At 74.2% G+C, this 15,568-nt stretch carries 14 protein-coding genes; 4 read left to right on the top strand and 10 right to left on the bottom strand.

Annotation, left to right across the window (positions count from 1 at the left end; translation table 11 throughout):
• Positions 1–66: 66 nt before the first annotated feature.
• Positions 67–2,670, bottom strand: coding sequence for a CHAT domain-containing protein (locus tag JS756_RS02355; RefSeq protein ID WP_205381184.1), 2,604 nt, complete (start codon positions 2,668–2,670; stop codon positions 67–69).
• A 110-nt stretch (positions 2,671–2,780) separates the two neighbouring features.
• Here JS756_RS02355 and JS756_RS02350 point away from each other — a divergent pair, with 110 nt between their 5' ends.
• The 3 genes from JS756_RS02350 (at position 2,781) to JS756_RS02340 (ending at position 5,412) form a co-directional block, all read left to right on the top strand.
• Positions 2,781–4,211, top strand: a complete 1,431-nt coding sequence (locus JS756_RS02350; RefSeq protein WP_205381183.1) for a S8/S53 family peptidase — start codon at positions 2,781–2,783, stop codon at positions 4,209–4,211.
• A 62-nt stretch (positions 4,212–4,273) separates the two neighbouring features.
• The gene (locus JS756_RS02345; RefSeq protein ID WP_205381182.1) at positions 4,274–4,849 is read left to right on the top strand and encodes an RNA polymerase sigma factor; all 576 of its coding nucleotides are present in this window, start codon (positions 4,274–4,276) and stop codon (positions 4,847–4,849) included.
• 77 nt (positions 4,850–4,926) lie between these two features.
• Positions 4,927–5,412: a hypothetical protein gene (locus JS756_RS02340; protein WP_205381297.1), complete on the top strand. Its 486-nt coding sequence runs from the start codon at positions 4,927–4,929 to the stop codon at positions 5,410–5,412.
• A gap of 133 nt (positions 5,413–5,545) precedes the next feature.
• Here the strand turns inward: JS756_RS02340 and JS756_RS02335 are convergent, their stop codons facing one another.
• The gene (locus JS756_RS02335; protein ID WP_205381181.1) at positions 5,546–6,343 is read right to left on the bottom strand and encodes an N-formylglutamate amidohydrolase; all 798 of its coding nucleotides are present in this window, start codon (positions 6,341–6,343) and stop codon (positions 5,546–5,548) included.
• 87 nt (positions 6,344–6,430) lie between these two features.
• Between JS756_RS02335 and JS756_RS02330 the strand changes: the two genes are divergently transcribed.
• Positions 6,431–6,772, top strand: a complete 342-nt coding sequence (locus JS756_RS02330) for a DUF5713 family protein (RefSeq protein ID WP_205381180.1) — start codon at positions 6,431–6,433, stop codon at positions 6,770–6,772.
• A 113-nt stretch (positions 6,773–6,885) separates the two neighbouring features.
• On the opposite strand, the gene JS756_RS02325 is transcribed toward JS756_RS02330, so the two are convergent.
• The 8 genes from JS756_RS02325 to JS756_RS02290 all read right to left on the bottom strand — a co-directional run bounded on the left by JS756_RS02325 (position 6,886) and on the right by JS756_RS02290 (position 15,413).
• On the bottom strand, positions 6,886–9,105 hold the full coding sequence (locus tag JS756_RS02325) for an NADP-dependent isocitrate dehydrogenase (RefSeq protein WP_205381179.1): 2,220 nt from the start codon (positions 9,103–9,105) through the stop codon (positions 6,886–6,888).
• Between the two features lie 148 nt (positions 9,106–9,253).
• On the bottom strand, positions 9,254–10,348 hold the full coding sequence (locus JS756_RS02320; protein ID WP_205381178.1) for a mechanosensitive ion channel family protein: 1,095 nt from the start codon (positions 10,346–10,348) through the stop codon (positions 9,254–9,256).
• Between the two features lie 242 nt (positions 10,349–10,590).
• Positions 10,591–10,788: an antitoxin gene (locus tag JS756_RS02315; RefSeq protein ID WP_205381177.1), complete on the bottom strand. Its 198-nt coding sequence runs from the start codon at positions 10,786–10,788 to the stop codon at positions 10,591–10,593.
• 154 nt (positions 10,789–10,942) lie between these two features.
• Positions 10,943–11,818 (bottom strand): hypothetical protein, encoded by an 876-nt coding sequence (locus JS756_RS02310; RefSeq protein ID WP_205381176.1) that lies wholly within the window; start codon positions 11,816–11,818, stop codon positions 10,943–10,945.
• Between the two features lie 11 nt (positions 11,819–11,829).
• The gene (locus JS756_RS02305) at positions 11,830–12,726 is read right to left on the bottom strand and encodes an XRE family transcriptional regulator (protein WP_205381175.1); all 897 of its coding nucleotides are present in this window, start codon (positions 12,724–12,726) and stop codon (positions 11,830–11,832) included.
• Positions 12,723–12,983, bottom strand: a complete 261-nt coding sequence (locus JS756_RS02300) for a hypothetical protein (protein ID WP_205381310.1) — start codon at positions 12,981–12,983, stop codon at positions 12,723–12,725. Before JS756_RS02300 ends, JS756_RS02305 begins: the two co-directional genes overlap by 4 nt.
• A gap of 829 nt (positions 12,984–13,812) precedes the next feature.
• Positions 13,813–14,598 carry a crotonase/enoyl-CoA hydratase family protein gene (locus JS756_RS02295; protein ID WP_205381174.1) on the bottom strand — a complete coding sequence of 262 codons (786 nt, stop codon included), beginning with the start codon at positions 14,596–14,598 and terminating at the stop codon, positions 13,813–13,815.
• 74 nt (positions 14,599–14,672) lie between these two features.
• Positions 14,673–15,413 (bottom strand): SDR family NAD(P)-dependent oxidoreductase, encoded by a 741-nt coding sequence (locus tag JS756_RS02290; RefSeq protein ID WP_205381173.1) that lies wholly within the window; start codon positions 15,411–15,413, stop codon positions 14,673–14,675.
• Between the last annotated feature and the right edge of the window lie 155 nt (positions 15,414–15,568).

Genomic DNA, 15,568 nt, shown 5'->3' with positions numbered 1-15,568 from the left:
ACCGCCCCCGCACCCGCCGCGGAACGCCGCCCCGGCGGTCGCAGGCACCCGGCCGACACTCGGCGGTCAGGCCGCCCCGAAGGCCGTGAACGCCCACCCCGTGGCCCGGTGCACCGCGTCGTCCGGGAGGGCGGCGCGGGCGTCGCGCAGGGCCTCCGCCAGGGACAGACCGGCGTCGAGGCCCTTGTGCAGGGCGAGCATCAGCGGAACCACGGCGGCGTCGTTGACCGGCGCGCTGGCGGCCACCACGCCCGCTGTGCCCAGCGGCAGCAGGGCGGTGACGAGGCCGAGGAGCTCGTCGGCGCCGACGGAGGCGAAACGGGCGGTGTCGCAGCAGGACAGGATCAGCCGGTACGGGCTGCGGGCCAGACGCTCGAAGTCATGGACGATGAGCGGCCCGTCGGCCATCCGCAACGAGGAGAACAGGGGACTGTCGTTGCGGAAGGTGCCGTGCGCGGCGATGTGCGCGAGGGCCGCCCCGTCCAGCTCCCCCAGCACCCGCGGCACGCGCGCGCCGTCGTCCTCCAGAACCGTAGGGGTGCCGTAGCGGTCGGCGAGTTCGGGCACCTCCGCGCCTCCGGTCGCCAGGCCCGGTCCGCGCACCAGGACCTGCCGGCCGACCGGGGGTGGCGCGGTCCCACGGGCACGCAGCCAACTGCTCGCCGACGGCGACACGCTCACCACCCGCTCCCGCAGCGACGGCAGCAGTGCCCAGGGCACCCGGTGCAGCCGACCGGGCGGCACCACCACGACCGGGCCGCCGCCCAGGTGCGCGGCGGCCCCGCCGAGCAGCAGCTCCTCCAGTCGGCGCCCCGCCGCCTCCATCACCGGAAGCCTCGCCTCCGCGCCCGGGTGGGCGAGCCGGCGCAGCCCGGCCTGCACATGCTCCGCCTCGGCCTCCGCCTCCGCGACGGACCCGGCTGTGAAGCGCCGCACCCGGCCCTGTCCGCACAGCAGCACGTGCACCCGGCCGTCCACCACGGCGAGATCCACCAGCCGGGTGGTCCCGAGCCGGTCCAGCAGCCGGGCCGTGTCGAACCGGTCCCCGCCGCCCGGCACCTCTCCGCGCAGGTGCAGCGTGCGGGAGCGGATCTCCCGCTCCAGGCGCCGCTGTTCACGCTCCAGGGCCGGAACCGGACGGCCCTCGGCGCGGGCCTCCTCCGCACGCGCGGCGATCTCCCGGAACGCGGTCAGTTCACCCAGCAGCCGCTGGTCGTCTGGGGGGCGGGTGGGCGGCGCGGACAGCGCGGTCGCCCGCCAGCGCTCGCTCCACTCCAGCAGCCGCCGGGGCCCGCCGTGCGCCAGGCTGGCCCGCTGCGCGAGCGCCGCCAGTTCGGCACCCTGCTCCGTGGCACGGGCCCGCAGTTCCGAGGCCCCCAGCGTCATCCGGTGGTCGTCGAGGACGTCGAGCCCGTGCCGGCAGGCCTGCAGCACGCCCCGGCCCGACCCGGCCGCCTGCGCCCGCAGGGCCTGGGCCGCCCAGCCCGTCAGACGGGCCAGCGGAGGCCCGCTGCGGCGGCTGCGGGCCGCCTGCGCCAGATGCCGCTCCGCATCCGCCGTCCAGCCCAGGGAGAGGGCGATCCGCCCGGCCAGCAGCGAGGCCTCCGGTGCCACCGGAGCCCCGGACGAGGCCAGTTTCCCGGCGACGGCCGCCGCGTCCGCGACCAGGCGCCCCGAACCGCGCCCCGCGGCGTGCCGCGCCTCGATGAGGACGAGCTGCGCGTGGGTCTCCCACCAGGAGCGCCGCTGGGCGGCGAACAGCCGCACGGCGACGGCGGCCCGGGCGATCGCCGTGTGCGGGTCACCGGCCCGCCGGGCCGCACGGGCGGCCGTCAACAGCAGCTCCGCCTTGCGGGTGGACTGGCCGCCGATCCCGTCCAGCACCTTGATCGCCGCGTCGGCCTCGGCCAGTGCCTCGGGGGCGAGCCCGGCCGCCATCAGGACCTCGCAGCGCCGGATGTTCAGCATGAACGTCGGTGTGCCCAGCCGGGCATAGCGCTGCTCGGCCTCGTCCAGCAGCCGCAGCGCCGCCGGCACGTCACCGGAGCGGAACGCGGCCAGACCCCGGCTCTCCACCGCGTCCGCCTTGTCGTGCTCCTGGCCCGTGGTGTCCCACAGCGTCTCCGCCGCGGTGAAGTCGGCGTCCGCCCGGTCCACCGCGCCGACCGCCAGGTGCACGGTGGCGCGCAGGGTCAGCGCCCGCGCGGTCCAGATGACGTCGTTCTCCTGCCGCAGTACCGGTATCGCCCGGCGTACGTCCTCCAGTGCCTCGCGATGGTGCCCCAGCACCCACCAGGCGTAGGCCCGCCGGTACAGCACGCGCGCGCGGGTGTGGCCCGTGGTGCGTACGACCCCTCGCTCGAACGCGGCCAGGCCCTGCCGGGTGCGCCCGGCGTGCACCAGCGCCACCCCGAGTGTGCCGAGCACGTCCCCCTCCCGCTCGGCGGAGTCCGCGCGCGCGGCGAGGTCGCGGGCGCGCCGCAGGTGACGCAGGGCCAGGCGCAGGTCCCCCCAGTCCCGTTGCCAGATGCCGATCACCTGGTGGGCGACGGACGCGGGCAGCGGCGCGGGGTCGTCGGCCAGCAGTGCCTCCGCCCGCGCCAGCGCCTCGCCCGGGGCGGCGAACACCATCGGCAGCAGTTCGAGAACCGCGTCGTTGCCCGCTGTCACCCCACGGATGGTAGTGGTCCGCGCCGGTGCGGCACACAGGATCGTCGCTGTATCAAACAGTCGCGGGGCGGCTCAGACTGACGACCACCGCACCTGTGGGAGGACACGCCATGGCACCCCAGCGATTCCGCGAGCAGTTCGACACCATCCGGCGCTCGCTGCCCGACGTCCCCCTGGCGATGGGGCCGGACGACTCCGCCGAGTTCATCTACGAGAAGGGCGTCGTGCTCGCCCGGGACGGAGAGGAGGCCCGTCTCGTCGAGGACACGGTGCGCGGTCACTTCGCCGGAGCACCGGGACTCGTCGCCGACCACGTGCGGCGGGAGAGCCCGGAGAGCAACCGCTCCGGCATCACCCGCATCCGGGTCGGCGACCCGGGCCGGGGTGACGGACGCGGCGACCCGGCCGTGGCGGGCGCGCTGCGCGCGCTGCGCGAGGCGGAGGGGCGCGCGGGCCGCCTTCTGATCAGCCGCAACCACGTGGTGTCGATCGCGGTGAACGCCTGCCCCGGCGACGAGCCCGTGCCCGCCCCGCTCACCGGCGGCGCCGACCCGGCACCCGCCTCGGCGCCCGGCGCCGTCGAGGCCGCCGTCTCCGTCCTGGTCGTCGACACCGGGCTCATGCACGACTACCGCTCCTATCCACCGCTCGCCCGCACCCAGGGCGACCCGCAGACGGAGGAGACCGACGGGCGGGGAGTGCTGCACCAGTACGTCGGCCACGGCACGTTCATCGCGGGGCTCGTCGCGGCCGTCGCGCCCGCCACCGACATCGCCGTCCGCAACACGCTCGACGACGCCGGCACGATCCTCGAATCCGACTTCGGCGACGCCCTGTTCGCCGCCGTCGACCGGCAGGGCTGGCCCGACATCATCAGCCTGTCGGCCGGCACCTCCAACGGTCGCACCGACGGCCTGCTCGGCGTCGAGGCCTTCATGCGGGAACTGCGGGAGCAGCGCACCCTGCTGGTCGCCGCGGCCGGCAACAACGCCAGTGCCACCCCCTTCTGGCCCGCCGCCTACGCGGACCTGCCCGGCTTCGAGGACGTGGTCCTCTCGGTCGGCGCGCTGCGCGGCGACGGCGAGTTCGGCGCCTGCTTCTCCAACCACGGTCCCTGGGTGAAGGTCTACGCCCCCGGCGAGCGTCTCACCGGCGCCCTCACCGGATTCGAGTCGCCGGTGCCGTACATCTACCAGCACTCGACCTACGAGACGTGCCGGTACGGCTTCGACTACACCTGCACCTGCCGGTCGCCGCGCCACACGGGCGTGTTGAGCGACGACGGCACCACCGTCAAACCGGACCAGGTGATGTTCGAGGGGCTCGCGCGCTGGAGCGGCACCTCTTTCGCCACCCCGCTGGCCGCCGGTCTGGTCGCCGCCCGTATGAGTGAGCACAAGGAGTCCGACCCCCGGGCGGCACGGCGTCGGCTGCTGGCCGAGAACACCGGGTTCGCCGAGGTCCGCGGGACGCACGTGGCGGCGCTGCGGCCGGCCACGTGGCGCCCGGTGTCCGTCGGGCAGCCCGCTCTCTCCGCGTGAGGGCCGGGGCCCCCTCGTGCACGGCGTACGATGACTTGCCGTACACGAGGGGTGGGACTGCCGTGGAACGTGCAGATGTCGGCGCGCTCGTCCGGTCCGCCGTCGACGGTGACGGCGCGGCCTGGAAGGCGCTGGTGGAGGGGCTCAGCCCGCTCGTGTGGTCCGTGGTGCGTGCCCACCGGCTCTCCGACGCCGACGCGCACGAGGTGTACCAGACGGTGTGGTTCCGCTTCGCGCAGCACCTGGGCCGGATCCGGGAACCGCAGAAGGCGGGATCCTGGCTGGCGAGCACGGCGCGGCACGAGTCCCTGAAGGTGATCCGGAGCCTCAGCCGGCTCGTGCCGACCGACGATCCGCAACTGCTGGACCGGGTGAGCGAGGACGGCACGCCCGAGCAGTCACTGCTGGACGCCGAGGAGGCCGCCGCCGAGAGCGAACGCATCCGGTACGTGTGGCAGGAGTTCGAGGAACTCGGCGATCGCTGCCGCCAGTTGCTTCGGGTGCTGATCGCCTCGCCGCCGCCCAGCTACCAGGAGGTGTCCGCCGCCCTGGGCATCGCCGTCGGCAGCATCGGCCCGCTGCGCCAGCGGTGCCTGCGCCGGCTGCGGGCCCGACTCGACGCACGGGGAGCACTGTGAACGCCATCAACGACCACGACGGTGACGTCGGCGACGAGCGTGACGTCAGGGACGAGGGCGTCCGCGAGGACGCCGCCGTGGAGCATGTCGTCGACCGGGCAGCCTCCGACCGCGCCCTCGAAGGCGAGGCATTCGACTGCGAGCGCGTGGAGGAGGCGCTGCGCCGGGCCGCGGCCGTCCTGGACCCGCTGCCGGACGCACTGCGGGAACTCGCCGTTGACGCCTACGCGCTGTACGACCTCGACGCCCGCATCGCGGAACTGGCCTTCGACTCCCTCGTCGACGCCCTCCCGGTCCGTGGGGAGGCCGACACCCCGCGCATGCTGACCTTCCGCGCGGGTGAACTGACCGTCGACGTGGAGGTGACGGACGAGGGGCTGCTGGGGCAGCTGTTGCCACCGCAGCAGGCCCGCATCGAGGTCCTCGGCGGACCGCAGGTCGGCACGGCCCTGACCGCCGACGCGATGGGCCGTTTCGCCTCCGACGCGCCACCCGCCGGCCCGTTCGCGCTGCGGCTGCGCACCGGCGGTGCGGTGGTCGTCACCGAGTGGCTGCGCGCCTGACCCGGAGCGGGTGCGGCACCCGGCTCGGTCGCCGGAGCACGGCGGCGTCCGCCGCACCACGGTGCGGCGCGGTGACTTGTCGACGGACGCCCGCCCCGCCCGGTGCGGCACGGTGGGCGCCGCGCCCGGTGGGTCAGCCGGAGGCCGCGTCCACCAGGTGCCCCAGGGCGGCGGCGAGCCGGTCGAGTCCGGGGCCGGCCGGACCGCCCGGCTCGGTCATGTACGTGTCCCGGCGGATCTCCACCATCAGCGCGCCCACCCGCTGGTCGGTGTCGTGGAAGCGCAGCGGCACGTAGGCCCCGGCGAACGGGCTGTCGAGGCCGACGTCGCCGCAGCCGGCGAACGCCTCCCGCGCCGCGGCGAGCAGCTCCGGCGGGGTGTGGCGGGCGTCCGTGCCCAGGCACACCGCGGGCCGCGGCCCGTCACCGTGCAGCTCGTAGGGCAGCGCGCGAGCGGGGTAGGAGTGCACATCGATGATCACGGCCCGTCCGGTGGCGGCCAGCCGCTCAGCCACCGCCTCGGTCATCGCCCGCGCGTAGGGCCGGAAGTAGCGGGCGAGCAGCGGCTCTCCATCGGTGTCCCCGGGCCGCAGCGCCTCCCCGTGCGTGGTCCGCGTGTACACGGCACCCATCCCGGCGGCGAGCATCTCCTCCCGCTGGTCCGGGAACCGCTCGGGGTCGACGACCAGCCGGGACAGCCGGTTGACGAACCGCCAGGGCGTCAGACCGGCCGCGCCGGCGGCCCGGGCGGCGATCTCGGCGGTGTGTGCGTCGGTGATGTGGTCCAGCTCCCGCTCCAGCGCCGCGTCGTCGAGCACGATGCCCGTGCGCACGGCCGCCGGTATCCGCCGCGCCGAGTGAGGGACATGGAGCAGCACCGGAGATCCTCCGGCCCCGGGCAGCAGCTCGAAGGAGGGGGCGGCAGGGGACATGGGGCGGCTCCCAAGGGCGTTGTCGGTGGCCTGGTGCATGATCACGGTGTCACACGGAGACGCCGTGGACAGAGGGGGAGGCCTGCCGTGCCCGTCGAGAACCCGCGTGTGACCGGACACGTGTTCCTGAAGGCCCTGTACGAGGACGACTACTACCCGGACCACGTCCTGGACCGGGGACGCGCGATCCTGTTGCGGCTGTGCGAGCGGATCGAGGCGGAGCAGCCCGCCGACGTGGACGCTCTGTACGTCCTGACCCGGGCCGCGACAGAGGAGTTCAACGATCTGGAGACCGCCTTCGAGGAGGCCGGCAGCGAGATCGAGACGGTCGCGCGGGAGGAGCTGGCCGAGGCGTTCTGGTCCGTGGCACAGGCCTACGGTTTCGCCGACGCGGACGTGGAGGAGCTGATCGCCACGCGGAACTGGTGAGGCCGGGCCGGGACGCGACACACCTCCGCCCCGGCCGGGCAGTGCGCGGCCGGGGCGGAGGGCGACCCCCGGGGTCGGGGCGGACGGGCCGCCCCGTGTTCGGGGCGCAGGCGTCAGCTCAGCGAGGCCAGGGCCTCGTTCCAGGTCGCCGACGGGCGCATGACCGCGGCGGCCTTGGCCGGGTCGGGCTGGTAGTACCCGCCGATCTCGGCCGGCTCGCCCTGGACGGCGATCAGCTCGTCGACGATCTTCTGCTCGTTGGCGGCCAGCGTCTCGGCCAGCGGCTCGAAGGCCTTGGCGAGCTCGGCGTCCTCGGTCTGCCGGGCCAGCTCCTGCGCCCAGTACAGGGACAGGTAGAAGTGGCTGCCGCGGTTGTCGATGCCGCCGACGCGCCGGGTCGGGGACTTGTCCTCGTCGAGGAAGGTCGCCGTGGCGCGGTCGAGGGTGTCGGCGAGGACCGTGGCGCGGGTGTTGCCGGTGGCCGTGGCGTACTGCTCCAACGAGGGCACCAGGGCGAAGAACTCACCGAGGGAGTCCCAGCGCAGGTAGTTCTCCTTGACCAGCTGCTGGACGTGCTTCGGCGCGCTGCCGCCGGCGCCCGTCTCGAACAGGCCGCCGCCCGCCATCAGCGGGACGACCGACAGCATCTTGGCGCTGGTGCCCAGCTCCAGGATGGGGAAGAGGTCGGTCAGGTAGTCACGCAGGACGTTGCCGGTGACGGAGATGGTGTCCTCACCGCGGCGGATGCGCTCCACGGACAGCTTCGTCGCCTCGACCGGGGACAGGACCTTGATCTCCAGGCCCTCGGTGTCGTGCTCCGGCAGGTACTGCTCGACCTTGGCGATCAGGTTGGCGTCGTGGGCGCGGGTGGCGTCGAGCCAGAACACCGCCGGGTCGCCGGTGGCGCGGGCGCGGGTGACGGCGAGCTTCACCCAGTCGCGGATCGGGGCGTCCTTGGTCTGGCAGGCGCGGAAGATGTCGCCCTCGGCGACGGGCTGCTCGATCAGGACCGTGCCGGCCGCGTCGACGAGGCGGACCGTGCCCGCGGCCGCGATCTCGAAGGTCTTGTCGTGCGACCCGTACTCCTCGGCCTTCTGGGCCATCAGGCCGACGTTCGGCACCGAGCCCATGCTGGCCGGGTCGTAGGCGCCGTTGGCCCGGCAGTCCTCGATGACGGCCTGGTAGACGCCCGAGTAGGAGGAGTCCGGCAGCACCGCCAGGGTGTCGTGCTCCTGGCCGTCCGGGCCCCACATGTGGCCCGAGGTACGGATCATGGCCGGCATGGAGGCGTCGACGATGACGTCCGACGGGACGTGCAGGTTGGTGATGCCCTTGTCGGAGTCGACCATGGCCAGCTCGGGTCCCTCGGCCAGCTCGGCGTCGAAGGAGGCCTTGATCTCGGCGCCGTTCGGCAGGCCCTCCAGGCCCTTGAAGATGCCGCCCAGGCCGTCGTTCGGCGACAGGCCGGCCGCGGTCAGGTCCGCGCCGTACCGCGCGAACGTCTTAGGGAAGAACGCACGCACCACGTGACCGAAGATGATCGGGTCGGAGACCTTCATCATCGTGGCCTTCAGGTGCACGGAGAACAGCACGCCCTCGGCCTTGGCACGGGCGACCTGCGCGGTCAGGAACTCGCGGAGCTTCGCCACGCGCATCACGGAGGCGTCGACGACCTCGCCGGCGAGGACGGGTACGGACTCGCGCAGGACGGTGGTGGAGCCGTCCTCGGCGACCAGCTCGATCCTCAGCGTGCCGTCCTCGGCGACGACGACGGACTTCTCGGTGGAGCGGAAGTCGTCCTCGCCCATGGTCGTCACGTTCGTCCGGGACTCGCCGGACCAGGCGCCCATGCGGTGCGGGTGGGACTTGGCGTAGTTCTTCACCGACGCCGGGGCTCGGCGGTCGGAGTTGCCCTCGCGCAGGACCGGGTTGACGGCGGAGCCCTTGATCTTGTCGTAGCGGGCGCGGATCTCGCGCTCCTCGTCGGTGCGCGGCTCGTCCGGGTAGTTCGGCAGGGCGTAGCCCTGCGCCTGCAGCTCGGCGATCGCGGTCTTCAGCTGCGGGATGGACGCCGAGATGTTCGGCAGCTTGATGATGTTGGCCGCGGGCGTCTTGGCCAGCTCACCCAGCTCGCTCAGCGCGTCCGGGATGCGCTGGTCCTCGGCCAGGTACTCCGGGAACACGCTGATGATGCGGCCGGCCAGCGAGATGTCGCGGGTCTCCACGGGGACACCCGCCTGCGCGGCGTACGCCTGGACCACCGGCAGGAAGGAATACGTCGCGAGGGCCGGGGCCTCGTCAGTGTGCGTATAGATGATGGTCGAGTCAGTCACCGGGTGCTCCGCTCCACGTCTGCAACATTGCTCGACATCAAGATATCTCGTGATCGGGGCCGACTCGACAGGGGCCCGTCCACGACCGTCCACGACGCGGACCGGGGTCGCCGCACGTGCGGCGGCCCCGGTCCGGTGCGTCGCCCGGTCAGTCCAGGGTTGCGGCGGTCACCTCGTCCGCTCCCCGCCCGCTGCGCTGCTGCGGGATCGCGCCCGAGCCGGGCTGGACGGTCACGGTCCGCATCGGGAAGGGGATCTCGATGTGCTCCGCTCGGAAGCGCCGGTGCAGCCGCTTGATGAACTCGTGCTTGATCCGGTACTGGTCGCTGAACTCGCCGACGCCCAGGATCACCGTGAAGTCGATGCTGGAGTCGCCGAACGTGTGGAAGCGCACCGCCGGGTCGTGGTCCTGCACCGCGCCGGTGACCTCGGCCATCGTCTCGGCGACGACCTCCATGGTCACCTTCTCGACGTACTCCAGATCGCTGTCGTAGGAGACCCCGACCTGCACCAGGATGGTCAGCTTCTGCTCCGGACGGGAGAAGTTCGTCATGTTGGTGCTGGCGAGCTGCCCGTTGGGGATCACGATGCGGTTGTTCGACAGCTGGCGGACGGTCGTCTGACGCCAGTTGACGTCGACGACGTAGCCCTCCTCACCGCTGCTCAGCCGAATGTAGTCGCCCGGCTGGACGGTCTTGGCGGCCAGGATGTGGATGCCCGCGAAGAGGTTGGCGAGCGTGTCCTGCAGGGCCAGCGCGACGGCGAGACCACCGACACCGAGGGCGGTGAGCAGCGGCGCTATGGAGATGCCCAGTGTCTGCAGCACCACCAGGAAGCCGATCGCCAGCACCAGCACGCGGGTGATGTTGACGAAGATCGACGCCGACCCGGCGACGCCGGAGCGGGCCTGCGTCACCGAGCGCACCAGCCCGGACACGACCCGTGCCGCTGTGAGGGTGACCACCAGGATCAGGAGCACCTGGAGCGTCTTGTTCACGTTCCCGTGCACCACCTTGGCCAGCGGCAGCACCGCCGCCGCGGCGGCCACTCCGCCCGCGACCGCCGCCCACGGCACCACGGTCCGCAGGGCGTCCACGATGATGTCGTCGCCGCTCCACGCGGTCCGCTCGGCGTGCCGTGCGAGCCAGCGCAGCACGATCCGAGCCAGGAAGGCCGCGAGCAGGCCGGCCGCCACGGCGACGCCCGCGAGGATCCAGTCGTCCAGGGTCAGGGCACGGGTCACCGGCCACCTCCGGCAAGACGGTCCGCTGAGCGGAGGGCCGCCGCGGGCCGGATGGGAATTCTCGTCACAATGTCACCTGCTCGGTATCCGGAGTGTGCGACCGCGCCGGGCCCGGCGAGGCGTCGCGGGCCCCGGCACGAGCGCTCATCCTGCCCTATCCACGGTCCACGACCGAAACGGGAGCGGCGCGGGCCGCCGCCCGTCCCGCGGGGGGAGCGGGCCGCGCACGGCGACACCTGCCGCTACGGGTGGGGCCGGTCCCGGGGGTCCCGGTCGTCCTCGCCGAGCTGCTCCTTCAGCTTCTCCTGGGCGGTGTCGACGTGGCCGGCGTACTTGCCTCCGGTCCGGTCGTCGACGGCGTCGCCCGTCTTGTCCGCGGCTCGGCCGGCCTGATCCTCGTGGCCTTTCACCAGCTGCTTGAGCTTGTCCATGACACCCATGGGGGACTCCTTCGCCGTTGATCGGGTGCGGTTTCCGACCTTCCCCAGCAAACCCGCCGCCCGCGCGAGGTTCCCGCCCGCGTACTCCGAACGGGCGCCACCGTGCTCGTCCGACGGGGCCGCCCGGCTCCGCACCCGGTCCCGCAGCCGGCGCTCAGGCCGTACGGGTCCAGGAGGCCACCGCGGAGGCTGCCGCCGCGTCGGCCTGCACGGCCGCGGCACGGCCGCCACCGGCCCCGTCGCGGGACGCGGCCGCCCGGGACGCCCCACCGCCCGGCGGCCGGCTGGGCAGGGCCGGATTGAACACCCGGCCGATACGGCGGGCCCAGGGCGGGTCGGTCCCCAGCAGGAACCCGATCCGATCGGCGAACCGGGGCTCGGGCACGGGGATCTCCACGCCCGGGTACCGGAGGTAGCCGTGGGCGACGGCGCGGGCGACGTAGTTGGTGACTGCGTCGGCACGGTGCGGCAGGCGCCGCCGGCCGGGAGCCGCGAGGTGGCTGAGGATCCGCAGGACCGTGGGGAGACTGGCGTCGAAGCGGAACCCGCCCAGCGACGGGCACACCCCGGCGACGGGCAGCGGGTCCGTCTCCACGGCCTGGTCGAGGCCGGTCTGGTCGTGCCAGAAAGCGGCTGCGTGCGCCTCCCCGCGCGCGTGGTGGTGCAGGGAGAGGCAGTAGGCGGCGGGGGAGTGCCCGGCGCCGGCGGCGTACTGCCACCAGAACCGCGCGCCCTCGTCGACGCCCGCCAGGTGCAGGGCGCAGCCCAGCAGCCAGGCGCCGGGCGGCTCGGGCAGCTGGTCGGTGAGGAATTCCAGGGTGCCGGGGGCCACCGCGGTCACGACGACCTCGCAGAGGCGGTCGAGCTGCTCGGCGGCGGTGCCGTCACCGGGCGGCTCGCCGGGAGGGGCGGCGACCGGATCGGCGGAGAGATCGAGGTAGGCGCAGTCTTCGTAGGCCACGGTGTCGGCGGGCACGTCGGGGGCCCGGTGCAGGCGGGCGCGGGCGAGGAGGGCGTCGACGGCGGTCATGGCGGCTGGATTCACTCCCGGGGACTGTGAGGACGGAGCAGGCGTTCGAGGGTGGCGCGGGCGTGGTGGTCGACGGCATGCGTGATCGCCGGACTCAGGCCGAGCACGTCGGGAACGTCGTCCAGGGGCGTGCCGCACAGGTAGCGCAGCACGGCCACGTCCATCTGGTCGTGGGGCAGGCGCCCGATCGCGTCGAAGAGGTCGACCAGCTCGCTGAGGACCACCACGTGGCCGGGCACGCTGTCGTGGACCTCGGCCGTGGAGAAGACGGCGGTCCGCAGGTCGGGGTGGCCCTCGTGATGGCGGTGGGCGCGGGCCATGACCCGCGAGCGCAGCAGCCGCCAGGCGTAGCGGCGGATGTCCTCGCTGGTGCCGGCGTCGCGCCAGCACAGCCACAGGATGTCGAACGTCTCCGCCACCACCCAGCGGGCGCGGTCGTCGGTGAGCAGGAAGGCGCGCGCGTAGTCGGTGTACGCGCCGGTGACCGCCTCGGTGAAGGCCTGGTGGGCCAGGGGCGGACGTTCCGGCTGGAGGGCGACCTGCTGGATGCAGTGCTTGATCCAGCCGGGCTCCTTGCGCGCCTCCCGGGCCGCCGCCGTCCACAGCCGGCGCATCGGGCGACCGGGCAGGCCCAGGGCTCGGATCACGCTGAACGTGATCTCCCAGGCCGGGTAGTAGCCGTTGCCGCGCAGCAGCTCGCTTATCCGCGTCTTGGAGTAGCCGGACCGGTCGACGAGGTCGTCGAGGGTCAGCCCGCTGGCGAACAGGGAGCTGCGGACCGGCTCCAGCCAGGCCCGGTGCGACAGCCCGGCGGTGTCGGAGATGGGGGCCGGCTTGCGGCCCCGCCGGCCGACGGCGGGGAGGGCGTCCGGCGGGGACGGCTGGTCGGCGTCGGGGGGCCAGATCATCGGGGCGGCTCCTGTCCGCCGCCGGTGAGGCGGCCGGGACCGGCCGTCGGGCGGTCGTCGGGGGCGGGGGCGCCGGCGGGCGGGCGGGAGCCGTCGGGCGCGGTCAGGGCCTGAACGATCTGCTGCACGAGCAGGCCCAGGGACGGGAGCAGGGCGGCGACGGCCGCGACCTGCCCCAGCACGGTCATCACCGTGCTCCACGTGAGGACCGTCACCAGGACGGCAACGGTCACCACCTTCTTACTCGACATGAACATCGGGATTTCTATGAGCGGTTGGCTGACCAACAGCCCTCTCCGGCAGCGGTGCTGAAGCGCCGTCAGGAAGGCGGGCAGACAGCATGGCCCGGCGGCCGCCCGGAACGCCACGTGATCACGGGGTTAGGGAACAATGCCTCTGGGGCGGCCGGGCGCCGCACATGACGCCCCCGCGTTCCCGCGACCGTAACGGCCGATGATTCAACCCTTTGAGGGGGAAACAACGCATCTGCCCGCGCTTCGCCGGGCGAACGCGCATCATGTGCAGCAAGGCGCCACTCGACGCCGCATCGGGAAGCCCGTGCGGTCCCCTGTGCTGAAGAACCGTCCAAGAGGGGACCGCACGGCACGAAGGCCCCCGGTCCACCGCGTGACCGCCGGACCCATGGCACCACTCCGGCCCGGCCCGCCCGCGCGCCCGATCACCCGGCGGCTCGGCCGCCCGGCCGTCACCGGCACGATCCCGTCGGGGCGACGTCCCACGGCTTGGCCGCGATCGCGTGACCGGGGGTGCTACTGCCCTGCGCGCAGGGGCTGTTCGCCGGACAGCGGCCGCTTCCGGGCCCGAGCGCCCGCCGGGCACGGATCCTCGGCCGAGTGAGGCCCTCGGTCGGCCACAGTCCCTCGGCCGGGCGCATGCCCTCCTCCGGGTGCCGGCCGTCACCGACCCTCCGCCGGGTGCCCGCCGGCCGCCGGGTCCCGGGCGTCGTCGGCCCGCACCGGGGTCGCTCTGCGCCGGCGTCCCTCCGCGCCGGGCCGGTCCCCACCAGGGCCAGCCGTTTTGCGCCGGGGGCGGCTTCCGGCCCCGCACCGGCCGCAGGGCCGCCGCTCAGGGCTGTCGCGGCGCCTCGGCGTCGTCGCCGAACGCGCCGTGCCGCCCGGCCCCCGCCGCGAACCGCGCGGCTCCCTCCAGCCCCTCGGCCAGCACCCCTGCGCCGAGGCGGAGTTCGTGCAGCAATGCCCTCTCCTCGGGCACGCCCTCCTGGTCGAGGACCGAGGCCCGGTCCGAACGCATGCAGGCCTGCGGGAAGGCGGCGATCGCCGCGGCCAGCTCCTCCGCGGCGGTGCGGGCCGTGCCCGCCGGCACCACGCGGTTCGCCAGGCCCATCTCGTACGCCTCGCGGGCCGGAACGGGACGGCCCGTCAGGATCATGTCCAGCGCGCGGCTCGTGCCGATCAGCCGGGGCAGCCGTACCGTGCCGCCGTCGATGAGCGGCACTCCCCAACGGCGGCAGAAGACACCGAAGACCGCGTCCTCCTCGGCGACCCGCAGGTCGCACCACAGCGCCAGCTCCAGCCCCCCGGCCACGGCGTGCCCGGAGACGGCGGCGACCACCGGCTTGGACAGGCGCAGCCGCGTCGGCCCCATCGGGCCGTCGCCGTCCTCCGCGACCCGGTTGCCGCGCCCGCCGCCCATCGCCTTCAGGTCCGCACCCGCGCAGAAGGTGCCGCCCTCCCCCCACAGCACCGCCGCCCGGGCCTCCTCGTCCGCCTCGAACTCGCGGAACACGGAGACGAGTTCGACGGCGGTCGGGCCGTCCACGGCATTGCGGACCTCGGGCCGGGAGAGCACGACGGTGGTGACGGGGCCTCGGCGTTCGACGCGGACGGGCATGGCGGATCCCCTTCTGTACGGCGACGCCCGCACGTTACCGGCACGGTGCGGCCCCGCCGTCCGAGGCCGGCCGCTCAGGTGAGGTGGAGACCGCCGTCGAGCACGATGACCTCGCCCGTGAGATAGCCGGAGGCGACGACGGACGCCACCAGGTCCGCCACCTCCGCGGGCCGGGCCGGGCGGTGCATGGGCGCCCGCTCCCGCCACAGCGCGTGGGCCTGCGCCCAGTCCCTCGTCAGCGGTGTGTCCACCAGTCCCGGCGCCACCGCGTTCACCCGCACCCCCGGGCCGAGTGCCGCCGCGAGCAGGCGGGTCACGTGGTTCAGCGCCGCCTTGCTCGCCGCGTACGGAACGGACGAGCCCTTGGGCCGCACCCCCGCGTGGCTGGTGATGTTGACGATGCTGCCGCCACCGGCCGCCGCGCGCAGCGCCGGGAGCGCCGCCGTGCACAGCACCCAGGGCGCGATGAGATTGACCTCCAGCACCCGGCGCCACTCCTCCGGCGACGCCGCGGCCAGGTCGTCGTGCGGGATCTGCCGGCTGACGCCCGCGTTGTTGACCAGCACGTCCAGCCGTCCGTGACGGTCGACGACCGCCTCGGCCAGCCCCCGGGCCTCGTCCTCCACCGCCAGGTCCGCCTGCACGTAGGTCCCGCCGAGCTCGGCCGCCAGTGCCTGTCCGGCCTCCGTGCTGCGCCGCGAGTGCACCACGACCCGCATCCCGTCGGCCGCCAGTCTCCGCGCGACGGCCTCACCGATGCCCGACGTGGAGCCGGTGACCAGTGCGACGGGCCGATCCGCCCTGTCCGTTCCCATGGTCGGCGATCTTGTCACGCGCCCGTCCCACCCGCAGCATCCTGCCCCGGGGCCGAGTCCGGCGACCGGCAGGCCCCGGGCGTCCCCCGCACACCGGCACCGGCGGCGCCGCCTCGCGGGCCTGGGCCGGGACGCGTGCCCGTGCCGCCGCCCCG

This window comes from Streptomyces actuosus, from assembly GCF_016921115.1.
In the GTDB taxonomy this organism is placed as follows: domain Bacteria; phylum Actinomycetota; class Actinomycetes; order Streptomycetales; family Streptomycetaceae; genus Streptomyces; species Streptomyces actuosus_A.
This window is presented reverse-complemented; position numbering and strand designations above follow the sequence as displayed.